Annotated in this window: 15 protein-coding genes and 1 tRNA gene; 15 read left to right on the top strand and 1 reads right to left on the bottom strand. The window is 42.1% G+C overall.

The features are described 5' to 3' along the window. Window positions 1-142: 142 nt before the first annotated feature. Together V2H45_RS15940 and V2H45_RS15935 are read left to right on the top strand one after the other, a co-directional pair. A complete protein-coding gene (locus tag V2H45_RS15940; RefSeq protein ID WP_330484645.1) occupies window positions 143-1,174 on the top strand; it encodes an ABC transporter substrate-binding protein in 1,032 nt (343 codons plus the stop codon). A 17-nt stretch (window positions 1,175-1,191) separates the two neighbouring features. Next, window positions 1,192-3,471, top strand: a complete 2,280-nt coding sequence (locus V2H45_RS15935; protein ID WP_330484644.1) for an ATP-binding protein — start codon at window positions 1,192-1,194, stop codon at window positions 3,469-3,471. A gap of 35 nt (window positions 3,472-3,506) precedes the next feature. Here V2H45_RS15935 and V2H45_RS15930 read toward each other — a convergent pair whose 3' ends face one another. Next, complete coding sequence (locus tag V2H45_RS15930; RefSeq protein ID WP_330484643.1) at window positions 3,507-3,881, bottom strand: hypothetical protein; 375 nt, start codon at window positions 3,879-3,881, stop codon at window positions 3,507-3,509. A gap of 202 nt (window positions 3,882-4,083) precedes the next feature. Between V2H45_RS15930 and V2H45_RS15925 the strand changes: the two genes are divergently transcribed. The 13 genes from V2H45_RS15925 to V2H45_RS15865 form a co-directional block, all read left to right on the top strand. Further along, window positions 4,084-4,806, top strand: coding sequence for a hypothetical protein (locus tag V2H45_RS15925; protein ID WP_330484642.1), 723 nt, complete (start codon window positions 4,084-4,086; stop codon window positions 4,804-4,806). A 168-nt stretch (window positions 4,807-4,974) separates the two neighbouring features. Further along, window positions 4,975-5,045, top strand: a tRNA-Gly gene (locus tag V2H45_RS15920). Window positions 5,046-5,065: 20 nt separating this feature from the next. Next, window positions 5,066-5,938, top strand: a complete 873-nt coding sequence (locus tag V2H45_RS15915) for an MBL fold metallo-hydrolase (RefSeq protein WP_330484641.1) — start codon at window positions 5,066-5,068, stop codon at window positions 5,936-5,938. A gap of 146 nt (window positions 5,939-6,084) precedes the next feature. Continuing rightward, window positions 6,085-6,894 carry an ion transporter gene (locus V2H45_RS15910; protein WP_408648804.1) on the top strand — a complete coding sequence of 270 codons (810 nt, stop codon included), beginning with the start codon at window positions 6,085-6,087 and terminating at the stop codon, window positions 6,892-6,894. A 275-nt stretch (window positions 6,895-7,169) separates the two neighbouring features. Continuing rightward, a complete protein-coding gene (locus tag V2H45_RS15905) occupies window positions 7,170-7,304 on the top strand; it encodes a hypothetical protein (protein WP_330484639.1) in 135 nt (44 codons plus the stop codon). A gap of 118 nt (window positions 7,305-7,422) precedes the next feature. Beyond that, window positions 7,423-7,659 carry a hypothetical protein gene (locus V2H45_RS15900; protein ID WP_330484638.1) on the top strand — a complete coding sequence of 79 codons (237 nt, stop codon included), beginning with the start codon at window positions 7,423-7,425 and terminating at the stop codon, window positions 7,657-7,659. A 102-nt stretch (window positions 7,660-7,761) separates the two neighbouring features. Beyond that, complete coding sequence (locus tag V2H45_RS15895) at window positions 7,762-8,925, top strand: AZOBR_p60025 family cell surface glycopolymer formation protein (protein ID WP_330484637.1); 1,164 nt, start codon at window positions 7,762-7,764, stop codon at window positions 8,923-8,925. 123 nt (window positions 8,926-9,048) lie between these two features. Continuing rightward, a complete protein-coding gene (locus V2H45_RS15890; protein ID WP_330484636.1) occupies window positions 9,049-10,335 on the top strand; it encodes a hypothetical protein in 1,287 nt (428 codons plus the stop codon). Between the two features lie 2 nt (window positions 10,336-10,337). Continuing rightward, the gene (locus tag V2H45_RS15885; RefSeq protein ID WP_330484635.1) at window positions 10,338-11,123 is read left to right on the top strand and encodes a glycosyltransferase family 2 protein; all 786 of its coding nucleotides are present in this window, start codon (window positions 10,338-10,340) and stop codon (window positions 11,121-11,123) included. Between the two features lie 316 nt (window positions 11,124-11,439). After that, window positions 11,440-11,880 carry an HHL1-like protein gene (locus tag V2H45_RS15880; protein ID WP_330484634.1) on the top strand — a complete coding sequence of 147 codons (441 nt, stop codon included), beginning with the start codon at window positions 11,440-11,442 and terminating at the stop codon, window positions 11,878-11,880. A gap of 295 nt (window positions 11,881-12,175) precedes the next feature. Beyond that, window positions 12,176-13,120, top strand: a complete 945-nt coding sequence (locus V2H45_RS15875; protein WP_330484633.1) for a vWA domain-containing protein — start codon at window positions 12,176-12,178, stop codon at window positions 13,118-13,120. A 136-nt stretch (window positions 13,121-13,256) separates the two neighbouring features. Further along, complete coding sequence (gene galT / locus V2H45_RS15870; RefSeq protein ID WP_330484632.1) at window positions 13,257-14,276, top strand: galactose-1-phosphate uridylyltransferase; 1,020 nt, start codon at window positions 13,257-13,259, stop codon at window positions 14,274-14,276. 113 nt (window positions 14,277-14,389) lie between these two features. Continuing rightward, on the top strand, window positions 14,390-15,705 hold a 1,316-nt coding region (locus V2H45_RS15865), incomplete at its 3' end, for a methyl-accepting chemotaxis protein (RefSeq protein WP_330484631.1).

Below are 15,705 nucleotides of genomic sequence, written 5' to 3'. Positions count from 1 at the left end.
TAATTAATCGTTTGGGGTATACAAAATCTTTAATACTACCAATATAAAAAAGATAAAAGCTAGTTACAGCATTCTATTGCTAAAAACAGCTTGGATAAACACTTTTTGATTTAATTTAAACTACTTGGTGAAGGGTGAGGGAATGAAGTTCTTACATTTAGAATTAAAAAACTTACATCGTAAAGTTTTAAGGACTTGGCAATTCGCAAAAATCAGACAATTATTTCGGGGTGTAATGCTTGGCATACTTGCAGTTGTTCTAACAAGTTGCTTTACTCAAACATCCTCTCCGCTTCGGATTGGCAGCAATCTCTGGACTGGCTATGAAACTCTTTACCTAGCTCGCAGTTTAGGCTATTACGAGGGGAAGCCGATTCGATTGGTAGACTATCCTTCAGGAACAGAAGAGGTGAAAGCCTACCGTAATCGCGAAATTGAAGGAGCTGGTTTGTCAATCGATCAAGCGATCGTGCTAGCAGCAACGCAAGGAGATGTTCGGATTGTCTCGATCATGGATTACTCAAATGGAGGGGATGTGATTTTAGGGAAACCAGAGATTACAAACATGGCTGCTTTAAAAGGGAAGCGTGTAGGCGTTGAATCTACGGCTTTGGGTGCGTTTTTTATCGCTCGCGCCCTTGAAAAAAATGGAATGTCATCTAAGGATGTCAAGATCGTTTCTCTGGAACTTAACGAGCACGAACGTGCCTACAAAGAGGGGAAGGTCGATGCGGTCGTGACCTTTGGCGCTCCGGTTGCCAAACTTAAAGAAGCAGGTGCGAAACTGCTTTTTGATAGCAGTCAAATTCCTGGCGAGATCTTGGACACCTTAGTGGTGCGAGACGAGGCGATCGCAAAATCCTCTGATGCCATTCAAGCCCTAATTGATGGACGCTTTCGCGCTCTGGACTATTTTATGAAGAATCCCCAAGATGCGGCTGCTCGCATTGCTCCTCGTACCAAGGTAACGCCTGTCCAAATCCTTGAGGCATTCAAAGGTCTGCAACAACCCAATTTGCAAGAAAATCAAAAATTGCTCGATAAATCCGATCCTTCACTAATTAATGGAATGCAACGCTTGATTCAGATCATGGTGGAAAATAAATTAATTCCCAAAGCGATCGACCCTAAAGATATCTTAGAAGATCGTTTTGTCAAGAATGCCAAGCTCTGAAGCAAGTTCCTGTTGCTATGAAACGCTTTCCCTATCCGATTAGATTCTCGATTCCTGCCATTTTGGTTTTATGTGGCAGCTTGTTTGGAATCGGTTTTTTTAGCCAAGAAACCAATCGAAACTTTCAAAAGACCGAAGAAAATGCGGGCCATTACGTTCGGATTACTGGGAGCCAAACAGCAGGAATTTTAGATTACCTCTATCGAAGGGCAGATGTCGAACAGGCTGAGATCGTGATCAGTCAACTTGGCGGTGACCCTAACTTAGATTTAGTTTTGCTGCTTGACGATCGCGATCGCGTGCTGATGTCCAATCGCTATGAGTTACGCGATCGCACTGCCAACGAAACTGTTGCCATGACTTACATTCAAAAATTTGTAGGGGTGAGAGAAAGAATGGCAGGGGATGTAGGGATTTCTCAGGACAAACAAAAACTGATTGCCATCTACCCCGTACTTTTACAGGCTTTACCTGGAGAGATTCGTCCCTCAAGGGTTGGCGTTCTATTTATCATGTACGATCTCGCCCATGCCAAACAAGAAGCTTATAATAATTCGCTGTACGGATCGCTTGTTTTTGGCGGGGCACTGCTGGCATTTTGTTTGGGACTCTGGTATTTCTTTCATCGCACCCTGACCAAGCGAGTTTCTCGTTTGGTGAGCGCAAGTCACAGTTTGGCTGCTGGTCAATTAGATGTTAGAACTGGGTTGACTGGATCTGACGAACTCGCTTTGGTGTCCGATGCGTTCGATCGCATGGCGGTACAGTTAAAAAACTCCTTTGAGGGACTAGAGCGGAGAGTTGATGAACGCACCGCCGAGTTAAAAGAAGCTAAAGAATTAGCAGACTCGGCAAATAATGCGAAAAGCGAGTTTCTTGCTAGTATGAGCCATGAGTTGCGCACGCCGCTAAATGGCATCTTAGGCTATTCCCAAATCTTATTGAGAACATCTCAAACAGAGCAGCAACAACGCGGGCTGGAAGTAATCTATCACTGTGGTTCGCATCTATTAACCCTGATTAATGATGTTTTAGACATTGCCAAGATTGAAGCCCGTAAAATGGAACTCAATCTAAACCCTTGCCATCTTCCATCTTTATTGCAAGGAGTAGTTGAAATCTGCAAAATTAGAGCCGAGCAAAAAAACGTAGAACTGCTTTATAAATCTCATCAGAGTCTTCCCAAAGGAATTATCACCGACGAAAAACGCTTGCGCCAAGTTTTGCTCAATCTAATGGGGAATGCGATTAAATTTACAGATAAAGGGAAGGTAACTTTTTCTGTTGAAGTGAATGATAGCCATGAAGGCTCGAGCTCCAATCAGTCAGAATCTTTTGCAAAGATACTCTTTCAGATTAAAGATACGGGTGTTGGCATCAAGCCTGATGAATTAGAGGTGATTTTTCTGCCATTTGAGCAGGTAGGATCTTCTCAGCATAAAACTGAAGGCACGGGATTGGGACTTGCGATCAGTCAAAAAATTGTTGAGATGATGGGGAGTAGTATTCAAGTTAGCAGCGAATTTGGAAGTGGAAGTGTATTTAAATTTGAACTAGCATGCTCCCTAGCCAATGACTGGGCGAAAGCTAAAACCTTGACAAATTCTGGGAAAATTATTGGTTACTCTGGTCGGCAGCAAAAAATCTTAGTTGTAGATGACAGTTGGGAAAATCGTTCTGTTTTTGTCAGTCTCTTAGAGCCTTTAGGCTTTCAATTGGTTGAAGCAACCAATGGCGCAGAGGGACTAATCAAGGCACATGATGAAAATCCCGATTTAATTATCACCGATCTAAAAATGCCAGTGATGGATGGATGGCAATTTTTGTCAGAATTGCGCCAGACAGATCTCCTGCAAGATTCGGTTGTGATTGTGACCTCAGCTAGTGTAATTAGTCACGAGCAAAAGCCAACTTTAGAAGAAGGTAGCAAGGATTTTTTATTAAAACCCATAAACGCAGAAGAGCTTTATCACGCGATCGCAAAGCATCTTGAGATTGACTGGATTTATGAGAAACCAGATGCGAAATCGCTCAAAGTTGAGAGCCAAGTTGTTGAAGCGGTAATGGCTATTCCACCTGCTTCCGATCTACAGGTTCTTTTAAATTATGCGATGCAAGGCAAGATCGACAGCGTACAGCAAGAACTGGAGATGCTTGCTCAAAAGAATTTGTCTTATCATTCCTTTGTTGCACACATAAAGCTTTTGGTTGGGAGTTTTAAGATTGGACAAGTGCGTCAAGAACTGCAAGAGGCAATTCGCCAATCGCAGAGCTTGAACCTCGATCGCGATGATTAGTCCCAGTCTTCTACCGCAAGCGGCAAGGAACCAACCTATTCAACTACTTGAACGTCAATATCAATTGTGCCTGGTGGCGTTAGTCGGACAAACTGTTTGTTCTGCTCTTGCAATGGTTCTCCACAATTTAAGCATTGAAATTGGCTGTTCTTGGCTGCCACTGCCGTAGCTCCACAGACAGGGCAATCTGCGGTGACAATACTTCGACGCACCCACCACTGCACGCCCAAAATCGCAATTACGGGAGCGATCGTTACAAAACCAATCAAAACAAACACGGAGTTAACCAGCCAACCAAGACCGAGCGAACTGAGTAACCAAACGATAAACAGTGTTGTAAGCCAAAACCTCAGCCCAGAAAAATTGTTGTTGCCCTGATTTAAATTATTACCAAATGTATAAAATCTCATGGATTTTCGTTTGATGAAACTGTTGACCTAATCATACCCTTGTTAATTAAAAGTTAAGGTATGGTTTACCGTTACAAGGCTTGAGGGCTTTGGAGCTACGAAGTTTTTGCAAGGGGGAAATAATTTGTAAAAAAAATTTGCGATCGCGACAACAAATTTTTAATCAAAATCTCAAATCAATGCTAGAGTTGCGTCTAAATTTATGTGGTTTACCTCGCAGCCGTCTATGCAAGCCAATCCTGTTAGCAAATCTCAATCCTCACAATCCTCCTATCAGGCTTCTGTGCCAATATCTGTGTATCGGGAGCTTGCAGCAGAGTTACAAAGAACCCAGGGCAAGCTATCGTCTGCTCAGTTGCAAAACGATCAGCTTAGTAAGCACAATCAACTATTAATCAAAGAATTTGAAGCAATTACCCAGTCAGCCCAAAGAATTCAACTGATAATGGCTCAATCGACATCCTCAGCGACAAAACTCTCGGATGTTGTTGCCAATATCAGGTCAACATCGCAAGCACAGGCAATCTCGCAGTCTCAGGCACAGGCTCAAGCTGTAGCACAAACCGTCGCTAGAAGTCTTGCTCAACCTCAAGCTCCCGTTCAAAGCTCCCCCTCAAATCAAAGCACTCAGACAATGCAAGAAGTGGCTAGTAGAAACACCACCTCCGCGATGCCAATGTTTGAGGTCGATTCGCTTACCCCGTCGGAAGCAATTTTTACTTCTAACCTCAAGCCTAAGAAACAGCCTAAAACCAGTACACATCAGGAAATAGCTACGGGAATCGACCGACAAGACTCGGCACAAGCTGGCAGTATGAATGGTTGGTGGTTGGCTCTGACAATTGTTTTCATTGTGGGGACTTCTTTTGGGGCAGGCTATTTTCTCATGCGCCCATTTATCAACAATAACGCTGGGAGCAAATAATCCCCTAAAGTGAATGAGAGGATCGATCCTAAGCCTTGAAATGCCTTAAGGTAAACGATTTGACCTATAAGTAGAGGATAGGGGCGGAAATCCCTATCTCTCCAATGGCATAAAATAAAAGTGGCTTTTTGCAGTGCCTTAATCTTATGCTAAACTCTAATACGCTACGCGGGTGTAGTTTAGTGGTAAAACTCCTGCCTTCCAAGCAGATGTTGAGGGTTCGATTCCCTCCACCCGCTTTATTCCTAGCTAAGAAGCCATGGCACAACTAAGTCAAAAGAGATCGCAAAATGTCGAGGGTGATTTTTACGTAGACAGCACCTGCATTGATTGCGATACCTGCCGATGGATGGCACCAGAGATTTTCTACGCAGTGGATGGACAATCAGCCGTACAGCATCAACCCATCCAACCCAATCAAAGATTGCTGGCGATGCAGGCGCTGTTGGCTTGTCCCACGGCATCGATAGGGACGGTTGAGAAGCCCACAGACATCAAAGTTGCTCAAGAGAGCTTCCCCATTCCCATTGCTGAGAATATCTATCATTGTGGGTTTCACTCCGAAAAATCTTTTGGGGCAGCCAGTTATTTGATCCAACGACCCGAAGGAAATATCCTGATCGATTCGCCCCGCTTTAACCCGCCTTTGGTGAAACAACTAGAAGCAATGGGTGGTGTGCGCTATCTTTACCTGACGCATCGCGATGATGTCGCCGATCATCAAAAATTTCACGATCATTTTGGCTGCGATCGCCTACTACATACCGACGAAATCACCTCTGGCACAAGTTCCGTTGAAATTCAGTTCTCTGGCATAGAACCCATACAACTAGCTCCCGATCTACTTATAATTCCGACACCCGGGCATACCAAAGGTCACACGGTTTTGTTGTACCGCGATCGATTTCTCTTTACAGGAGATCACTTGGCTTGGTCAAACAATCTAAATCAGTTAATCGGATTTCGCAATGCTTGCTGGTACTCATGGCCAGAGACAACAAAATCGATGCGGATGTTAATGGATTATTCCTTTGAGTGGATACTTCCGGGGCATGGCCGCCGTTTTCATACCGATCTCGACACCATGAAACAAGAAATGCAAAAATGTGTAACTTGGATGGAAGCCCATTAGAGTTTTTTATAGCGCTCCTAAACGAGTTTAAATTTATTTGTAGCCTAGGTATCTTGCCTGCATAGAATTTCATCCTGTAGCACATTCACAAATGATAAAGGCTTGAAATATTTAAGAATTTCTCCATCCATTCAGACATAAGGACTATATTCTTGCTGCGCGAAAAAATTGCCTATTACCTTGATGACTTAGAAACACCCATTGGCGAAGCGATTACAATCGCGATCGCTTTATTAGTACTTTTGTCCTCAGGTATCTTTGTGGCACAGACCTATGAGTTGCCCAATTCCCTCCGTCATGTGCTGGATATCATCGATAATGGCATCCTAGCGACCTTTACCTTAGAATATCTTTTACGATTTTGGTGTGCAGAAAAAAAATTAAAATATTTCTTTAGCCTTTACGCAATTATCGATCTGGTCGCCATTTTGCCCTTCTTCTTGGGTGTATCAGACATTAAGTTTATTCGGATCTTGCGTTCGTTTAGGATTTTAAGATTGATTCGTTTGTTGAGCAAGAAATCGCTACTGGGGCGATTTGTGAATGAGGATCGGCTAATTTTTACACGAATCCTCTTTACATTATTTGCCATTATTTTTGTCTACTCAGGCTTAATCTACCAAATCGAACATACAAGCAACCCTAAGGGATTTCACACCTTTTTAGATGCTTTTTACTTCTCTGTCGTGACGATGACCACGGTCGGATTTGGGGATGTAATTCCCACTTCTCAAGCAGGAAGATTATTAACTGTGTTGATGGTGTTGACAGGAATTGCCCTAATTCCTGTCCAACTTGGTGAATTATTTAAAAAGCTAGTCAAAACAAGCACTCAAGTAGAAACACCCTGTTTTGACTGTGGGTTATCTACTCATGATGTTGATGCTAAATTTTGTAAGGTTTGTGGCGCAAAATTAATCCCCGCGTCTTGTCCTATTGATGCCGTCAAGAATTAGCTGAGAGCTTACGTTTTGTTAGTGAAAGAGCTTGTGAGGTGATTTAAATCACAAGGAAGACGCTACGAACGCACAGGTCTTTACCACGAATATCACGCTTTCCTGCCTTAGTCGATCGCCTGAGGTTGAGAGCAAATGCTTGAAAATTTATAGAGTAGAACTATATACCGACCCAAAAAAGATTGATGATTGTTGAACTTTCCGATTTTGAAACTATGGACATTCAAACTCCTTGGGGTAGGGAGCGAGGGATTTGTTACTTAGGTCAAACCTTCATGCCTATTAATGTCTACAAGTGCGTTCATGAAGCAATTTTGGTTTGCCGTCAAGACTTGGAGGCTGGGTTGCTTTCAATTGTGGTGGTAGAAACCAATCGTTTTTCAGTGTGGTGGGAATTGCCTGATTGGTGATTGGCATCACTAGAACCTTACCTCAATGTCACAAATGGTTATTCCTATGCGTCACGTAGCAGAAAGTAAAACTATCCGAAGATTTGTAATGTAAAGTCTTACCTCCAGATAAACAGCTATGGTTGTTCTTTCCATTTCAGAAGTCAAAACCGTAAATCTTAAGACTCCCTTGGGTTCTGAGTCGGGTATTCGATATTTAGGTCAGACTTATTTGTCAACTAGCTCTTGCAACGGCATCAATGAGGCGTTACAAATCTGCCGTCGGGATTTAGATGCTGGTCTATTTTCGATTGTGGTTAAAGAATGCGATCGCTTTTCGGTGTGGTGTCCTTTACCCAATTTGTCAAAACCATGATTGGACTGGGGCACTTGCAAGGGATTGTTAATGATGGGTTTCCAACTTGTATAGGAGTTGTAATGATATTCTGGGGATTTGTAAGGCAAATACAAGTCATTCATGTTGCATCAATTTTCATTAGGGAACCGTTCGATAATTAGAAATGTTTTATTTGCAGCGATCGCTGTCTTTAGCATTGCAATCGCAATTTATCTCTACAAATTTAACGGTCAGATCACGGGCTTTTTTCGGATTGGCGATGCCATCCCGCTCTCACCCTATTTAGAAGGTCAGAAATTTTTTCTTCATTCGGGTAAAGTCGGCAATGATGGACAGCAATTTTTAAGCATTGCCCTCGACCCTTTGCTTCAAAACCAAGGAACGCTTGCAGCACTTGACAATCCCACCTATCGCTATCGCAGGATTCTCTATCCTCTCCTAGGATATATTCTGGGATTTGGGAGTCCTCGATGGATTCCCTTTGCTTTAGTAGGAATCAACTGCCTCTGCATTGTACTGATTGTCTATGTTATGGGGTTGATTTTACAGTCGCAACATCAGAAAAGTTGGCGATCGCTGTTTACGCTTTGCATTCCAAGTGTGTGGATGGTGCTATCCGTTTCAACTGCCGACTTACTCAGCGGTTTATTACTAGTCACCACGATATTTTTCTATCAAACAGAGCGACCATTCTATGCCTCGCTAACTCTTGCTTTAGCCTGTATGACGCGCGAAACTATGTTGATGCTATGGCTGGCAATCGCGATCGCGAGTGTTATGGATCGCAAAGGCAAGCAGCTTTTATATCTTCCACTGGCAGTAGTTCCTATAGGTTTATGGAATTTTTCCATTTTGCAAAGATTTCCACTTTTAAGTGATAACTCCCCCTCGGTTGCACGACATTTTAGTTATCCTTTTGTCGGCATTCTTGAGAAAATATCAGCTTTTTCGCAAGCAGGATTAACTAGCATTAATCTTTTTGATATTTATCTTTTTGCATTGTTGATTGCGGCATTTACTTTAATCAACTTATCTTTAAAGCATGGATGGCAACATCTTGAAGTTGTTTTAATTACTAGTTGGCTCTATGGAGCATTATTTCTAATCAGTAAAATGCAAATACTAGGGCATTTTGTTGACTATAGTCGCGTGTATATTGATATTTATTTTTTGCTATTAATCAGCATCATTCAAAAGCCAAACATTCCTAAAGAAATCATATTTTTTCTCGGCGGATTAGGAAGTATTACTTATATTCTTGCATTTGCTTTAGAAAAAGTATAACGATATTAAGTGACCCATAATCCAGAAATACACATGTTTAGTATGTCAAAGCAGTTGAATGGATATGATTTCATAAAAGATAGAATAAAGATTTATTTTTTTATCTTTCTCTGCTTTTTAGGATTGGCAATTGTTAGCGTTATCTTAAAAAAGGATTTTAATTTCATCGTCTCAGATGGACGTTATTACTATGCCTATTTACCATCAGCGATCGTTGATTTCGATTTCGATTTTACCAATCAAATTACGGAAAATTGGGGTGTTGATTTTACACCTGCACTCCTAGAGCAAAAAACACCCATTGGTCTAGTTCGCAATAAATATACCATTGGTTTAGCTCTATCCTTAGCTCCTGTATTTGTTTTTGCCCACCTCGTTTCTTCACTATTATATAAGTTAACGGGTTTGTCTTGGTTCTTACCCAATGGTTATTCGAGCATTTACCAGTTATCAGGATTAATTTCTATTCAGTTATACGGGCTATTCACTTTCTGCCTAATCGATCGCTTTCTTAGAAAGCAGCTTAAGTTTGATAAAAAAGTAATTCTATTAGGAATTATTTTTGTTTGGGTTGGTTCGCATTATTCCTATTACTATTTTCGCGAGCCATTTATGGTTCATGTTGTCTCAGCATTCTGGGTCACGACTACGATTCTTATATCGTTCCAATGCCTATTAAATTCGCCAATAAATCCTCAAAATGGCTCTGGAGTAGTTACGGATAATTTCTCTAAAAAGCCAATCCTTGCAATTTTTCTCAGTTTTTCACTCTCAATGGCTGCTACTTGTAGACCGACAAATCTATTCATTATTCCTGTCGTAGGATGGGGAATTTATTATCTATTTAGAAATACAGATATATTTAAAAAGGCTCAAATAATCTTGCTATTTTTTCTGGGTTTAATTCCTCTAGGTCTACAACTACAAACATGGAAGCTACTGTCAGGTAGTTACGTTTATTATAGCTATGGAGAGGAAAGATTCAATTGGCTACAACCTCAATTTTTTCAGGTCTTACTATCATCCCGTCACGGATTATTCTTTTGGTCGCCATTATTAATTTTCTCGGCGATCGCAGTTGTAATCTTTCTTGCCAACCCTGAAAAAATACGATCGCTAAAACTATTTTTTAGCCTAATAATTTTCTCTGCCTGCATACTTTGGTACTTTAACGCTTGCTGGCACATGTGGTGGTTTGGGGATGCTTTTGGCGGGCGTGCATTCCTAGAACTAACGTTTTTATTTGTCACAGGTATCACCTGTTTTATACAATGGGTATTCTCGCAATCTTCACGTATAAGAGCGCTCTATTTTTCTCTGATTGGTTTATGTATAACTTGGAATTATTTACTTATGGCGCTTTACATTACCAAAAAAATTAGTCGTTCAGATTCTATTCTGTGGTTTTAATCATGCAAAATTCATCTGTTGTGTCACCTCAAAAATCTTTGTCTGTGGTTGTGCCTGTTTACAATGAACAATTGACCCTTGAATTAGTTTTAGAAAGGCTCATTGAGATTGTGGATCCATTAGAAATTATTGTGGTGGACGATGGGTCTAGCGATGGCACAAATCTAATTTTAGAGAGCATTTGCTTAAAATACTCACAAATTCGCCCCATTTATCATAGTAAGAATCGGGGAAAAACAGCCGCACTAATTTCAGGTTTCTCAGCAACATCGGGGGATATTGTGATTGTACAAGATGCCGATCTTGAATATAACCCTGAAGAAATTTCTATGGTGATCGAGCCAATTCTTCACGGTGAAGCAGATGTGGTTTATGGCTCTCGTTTTTTAGTGCGTAAAGCAGCTAGAGTTTTATATTTCTATCATTTTCTGGCAAACAAATTTCTGACCTTTTTGAGTAATTTGTTGACGAATGTGAATATGACAGATGTCGAAACTGGCTATAAAGCATTTAAGGGTGAAATTATCAGAAATATGGTCATTACATCTAGTGGATTTGGCTTTGAGATTGAGGTTACTGCCAAAATTGCTAAACTAAATTGCCGAATTTATGAAGTACCAATTAGCTACTATGGTCGAACCTATGAGGAAGGGAAAAAAATTGGGATTAAAGACGGATTGTTAGCAATTTGGTACATCATTTATTTCAATTTATTCTGTTCGTTAAAGGCTTCATTTCGGGCTATTCCTGAAAGCTTTCTCAAAAAAGGTTCTAAACTTCTTTCCTAGCTTCGCTCAGGTCTTATCCTTCCATAGAAATTTCATAGAAATAGATTCAATCCAATTTCTAGGCTTCACAATGACTAGGTTTCACAACGAGACGTCTCGTTGTGCTTCTTTGAAAGATTCCAATGAAAGTAGTTTCTAGGGTAAAGGAATGGGCGATCGCTTTAGAGACTTTAGAGAATAGTGTCCTTTATCCAATCCATCAGATTTCTCCATCTCTAAACTGAATTAAAACAAGTCGTGTTACTTTTGATAGAACTTTTTCTAAGGGGGGCGAAAACAATATAAACTTTTGTAAAGAGTTTAATATCATAATTTTATGACAAAAGGATCTGGATTTGGACAACTGCCAGGACAGCCGAAGAAGACAAAAAAGAAGAATGTAAAACGGGAGCAGGCTTCTCAAAAATATGATGAGATGAAAAAGCAGGGGCTACCTGAGTTTAATATTTTCGTTCGATATGAGGGTAAGGACTGGATTCCCGCCGGCTCTATGACAGTCGATCGCAGCGACAAGATCGTTCAAGCGATTTTTCAACAGGAACAAGAGTTGCTCAAAGGGGCTTTACGTCTGTATCCCAAGCTGAGTAAGTACAAGGATAGTTTGGAGTATGGTTATCGCTTTAAAGAGTTTCCTGATGAAGCGATCGCCTTAGCAGTACGTCCTCAACCGACAGTAGGTGACAAACTCGCCAAAACTGTGACCCAGTTAAAAGAAGGTCTATCATCCCTTTTTAATCAGAAAAAGAAAACAAGCTAGCGAAAAGCTTCTTTAGTCAATTGTTAGAAATTCAACCGAATATTTTAGAGCAAGAATTGTTTGTAAATTTAGGCAGTTTTTGCTCTTTTTTTATCCAAACTACGTTTTTCTTTAAGGGTAGATCTATCCTAATATCGTATAGATTAAGATAGATCGGTATTAGACATAAATTTTTGGGCATCCGTAACATGGGCTAAAACCTAAAAAGATATAGTTATGCCTTAAAAATTGCCAGTTTTAAGCAGTCAGGGTTGCAGTAAGTTAGTATAATTCTGGAAAATCGGAGAGTCCCAATATGCAGCTAAAAAATGTAGTTCAACCCTTTGGGGAAGTTAACGTCTATAAGCAAAGCAATGGAGAACTTGAGATTGTTGCGACGATTTTGATCGTCCCCGACATCGAGGGCGCAAGGGTGGGGTTAGCGCTTGATGGCTCGGCATCCATGAAAAAGATCTATGGGATTAGTGGCGTAGTTAGTAGCTTTTTTGCAGATGCGGCGGTCACTCAAAACGTTGTAGAGCCTGTGGCGCGAGTTATGGTCAACTATCTTGCCAATTTTTCGTCTACGGGCAAGGTCGATTTTATTTACTGGGCATGCGGGGCTGCTGGAGAATTAATTGAAGATCTCGGTAGTTTTAGCGGTGAAGAAATTCACAACGTGATCATTAAGGGGCCAAAGATTCCTTGGGGAACAGGGACGCAGTTACTGCCACCCGTTAGATTTTTTATTGACAAATACAAGGACGCACCAGTTCTAGGGGTTAAGCAACCCGCTGCAATTTGTTTGATTATTACTGACGGTGTGATCGAAGACTTAGAAGAAGTCAAAGAGTTTTGCTTTAAGTACGCTTTAGAAGTAGCTGATGGTCATAAGCCATTCATCAAGTTACTTTTGATTGGTGTTGGTAAAGAAATCGATGAGGTTCAGCTAGAAGACCTAGACAATATGTTTGAGGGTAGCTTTATCAAGGACAGTACTGGCAAAGAAATCGATCTGTGGGATTATCAAACCGCCGATAATATTCAAATCTTGGAGCAGATTTTTAAAGAGTTTGTCTCTGCGGAAACGATCGTTACCCACTATGGTCGGATTCTCAATCAAACGGGTACTGTGTGCGAAGAATACAACTTTGGCGTTCCCGCATTTATGAGATTTCGTTTGCCCCCTGACTCAACTTCATTTACCCTAGAATTTTCTGGCGGCAGCGTTACCCAAGATATTTCTGAGGCTCTCAAGTAACTCTAATCATCGGGGGGCATTGAGAAACCATTCCATCCATGAGAATTGATAACGATAAGTTGCGATCGCTACCCCCCATACCCTTTCTTTGTTAACCTCAAAGATATAGATATTCCATCAGGGTAATGGGAAACCAATGAGCGGTAGCCACATCCGATTAAACCGAGCCACCCGTGAATGGGTTATCTACTCACCCATTCGTCGCAAGCGTCCCCAAGACTTTCAGCCCAAGCAGCCCGAAGTGGCTCCCCTCGAACTAAGGAGCGATCGCTGTCCCTTTTGCACGATGGACACCAGCGATCGCGAGGCGATGTTGCTCGAAATCCCCAATCTGACTGGAACGAGCTGGCAAACCTGTGTCATCCCCAATAAGTATCCCGCCCTCTCCCCCGATGTAGAGCCAAAGCGATCGCTCTCTGGCATTTATATGGAACTGCCGGGTTACGGTCATCACGAGATTGTGATCGAAAGCCCCGAACACAACCAAACGCCAGCGACCATGCTGCTCGAAGACATTGTGGCGATTATCGAGAGCTATCGCCAACGCTATCTAGAATTAATCAAAATCAGAAAAAATCTATTCATCATGATTTTTCGCAATCATGGTAAAGCTGCTGGGGCTTCGTTACAGCACCCCCACTCGCAGATCATCGCCACGCCGATCGTGCCTCGCCGCCAACGCTGGCTGGAGGATGAAGCCCAGCGCTATTTTGACGAATGGGGAACCTGTGCCTATTGCGATATGGTGGAATTTGAACTTGGCGATCGCCATCGCGTCATTTGCGATAACGAACAGTTCCTAGCCTTTATTCCCTTTGCCGCTGAAGTTCCCTTTGAGGTTTTAATTCTGCCGAAAGAACACAATGCCGATTTCGGTACAATTTCTCCTTCCCAAACGATTTCCTTCGCCAAAATCCTCAAAGAGGTTCTGGCAAAGCTGTACGTTAAACTCAAAAATCCTGCGTATAACTACGCGATCGTAACCGCAGCGCGATACAAGGCAAGCGAACCCCATTTGCATTGGTATTGTCAGATTCGCCCTAATCTCACAACCCCCGCTGGTTTTGAAATGGGATCGGGTATCAGAATTAATCCTTCGCTACCCGAGGCAGATGCTGCTTTTCTGAACGAGATCGAAAATGAAGTTGAAGCCTAGCAAGTTGAAGGTTATGATTCCTCAACCCATAGGCATCGTGGCATACTACGCAGCCACATAACCTTAACGTAGAATGATTTCAAAGATGTGGAAACTTTAGCCAAAGTAGTCCTATGCGCGATCGCACGCTCCAAAATCATATCCCGCCTAGTAAATCCAGAAAGTTACCACTTCGTTTCATTCTGATCGGTCAGTTCTGCGTCTTGATCGCGGGCATATCAGGACTAACAGCATGGCTATCTTGGCGCAGCGAACAAGAGACGATCGCAAATTTGGTCAGTCAACTTCAAGATGAAATCAGCGATCGGATCGGTCAAAAATTAACGTCCTATCTCGAAACCCCACATTTGATCAACCAGATGAACGCCGATGCCATCCAAAGGGGAGAGCTTAAAACACAAGATCGAACGAGCGAACGCTATCTCTGGCAGCAGATGCAACATTTCCCCTCAGTCTCTTGGATCTATTTTGGGGGCGAGAAGGAAGGCGAATTTATTGGCATCATGCGATTAGAGCCGGAGAGATCGCTACAACTGGCAATTAACCATGGGTTTCAACGCTACTATTACAGCCTAGATTCTCAGGGTAATCGCCTCGCCCAGAAAGGAAATCCAGAATTCTATGATGCTCGAACTCGACCTTGGTATCAAGCCTCTTTGAAAACTGATAAACCGACTTGGAGTGAAATTTATCAAGATTCTGTTCTGCCGGATCGGGTAATTACTGCCTGTCTTGCTGTCTATGATGTGGCGGGTAATCGCATCGGGGTTTTAGGGGTCGATCTTTCACTCAGGGATATTCAGAAATTCTTAAGTGGTCTAAAAATTGGCAAGTCCGGTCAAGCCTTTATTATCGAGCCCTCAGGATTACTCGTAGCTAGCTCAGAGGCTGAAACTCCCTATGCGATCGCCAGCGATTCCAAAACGCGTCAACGATTACCGGTCAAAGATAGTCGTCAGCCGCTGATTCGCATAGCATCTCAGTACCTAGAGCAACATTTTGGCAGTTTCGAGCAGATTCAGAAGGAGCAACAACTAGATTTTTTTGTGGAAGGTAAACATCAATTTCTTCGGGTACTTCCCTATCGAGACGATCGCGGCATTAACTGGATGATCGCGATCGTCTCACCCGAATCGGATTTTACAGAGCAAATTGATGCGAGCCGACATGCCACAATTTTTCTCACCTGCTTATCCCTAGGGGGGGCGATCGCTCTGGGCATTCTCACCACGCGTTATATCAACAAACCCCTACGGCGTTTGACCCTAGCAAGTCAAGCTCTGGCGAATGGAGATCTCGAACGGGAAGTTCCCTCGGCTGAGATTGACGAACTCAATATGCTCTCCCAAGCCTTTAACCAAATGGCATCTCAGTTAAAGGGCATCTCTAAAAATACAAACAAGAGTAGGAAGGGATTTGAGGAAAATGA

Source organism: Tumidithrix elongata BACA0141, assembly GCF_036349135.1.
Lineage (GTDB): Bacteria > Cyanobacteriota > Cyanobacteriia > Pseudanabaenales > Pseudanabaenaceae > Tumidithrix > Tumidithrix elongata.
This window is presented reverse-complemented; position numbering and strand designations above follow the sequence as displayed.

What these genes read in the sequence shown, in the direction of transcription:
- V2H45_RS15875 (WP_330484633.1), top strand. Translation starts at nt 12,176, where the DNA reads ATGCAGCTAAAAAATGTAGTTCAACCCTTTGGGGAAGTTAACGTCTAT.
- V2H45_RS15905 (WP_330484639.1), top strand. Translation starts at nt 7,170, where the DNA reads ATGCCTATTAATGTCTACAAGTGCGTTCATGAAGCAATTTTGGTTTGC.
- V2H45_RS15935 (WP_330484644.1), top strand. Translation starts at nt 1,192, where the DNA reads ATGAAACGCTTTCCCTATCCGATTAGATTCTCGATTCCTGCCATTTTG.
- V2H45_RS15940 (WP_330484645.1), top strand. Translation starts at nt 143, where the DNA reads ATGAAGTTCTTACATTTAGAATTAAAAAACTTACATCGTAAAGTTTTA.
- V2H45_RS15900 (WP_330484638.1), top strand. Translation starts at nt 7,423, where the DNA reads ATGGTTGTTCTTTCCATTTCAGAAGTCAAAACCGTAAATCTTAAGACT.
- V2H45_RS15885 (WP_330484635.1), top strand. Translation starts at nt 10,338, where the DNA reads ATGCAAAATTCATCTGTTGTGTCACCTCAAAAATCTTTGTCTGTGGTT.
- V2H45_RS15895 (WP_330484637.1), top strand. Translation starts at nt 7,762, where the DNA reads ATGTTGCATCAATTTTCATTAGGGAACCGTTCGATAATTAGAAATGTT.
- V2H45_RS15925 (WP_330484642.1), top strand. Translation starts at nt 4,084, where the DNA reads ATGTGGTTTACCTCGCAGCCGTCTATGCAAGCCAATCCTGTTAGCAAA.
- V2H45_RS15930 (WP_330484643.1), bottom strand. Translation starts at nt 3,881, where the DNA reads ATGAGATTTTATACATTTGGTAATAATTTAAATCAGGGCAACAACAAT.
- V2H45_RS15915 (WP_330484641.1), top strand. Translation starts at nt 5,066, where the DNA reads ATGGCACAACTAAGTCAAAAGAGATCGCAAAATGTCGAGGGTGATTTT.
- galT (WP_330484632.1), top strand. Translation starts at nt 13,257, where the DNA reads ATGAGCGGTAGCCACATCCGATTAAACCGAGCCACCCGTGAATGGGTT.
- V2H45_RS15880 (WP_330484634.1), top strand. Translation starts at nt 11,440, where the DNA reads ATGACAAAAGGATCTGGATTTGGACAACTGCCAGGACAGCCGAAGAAG.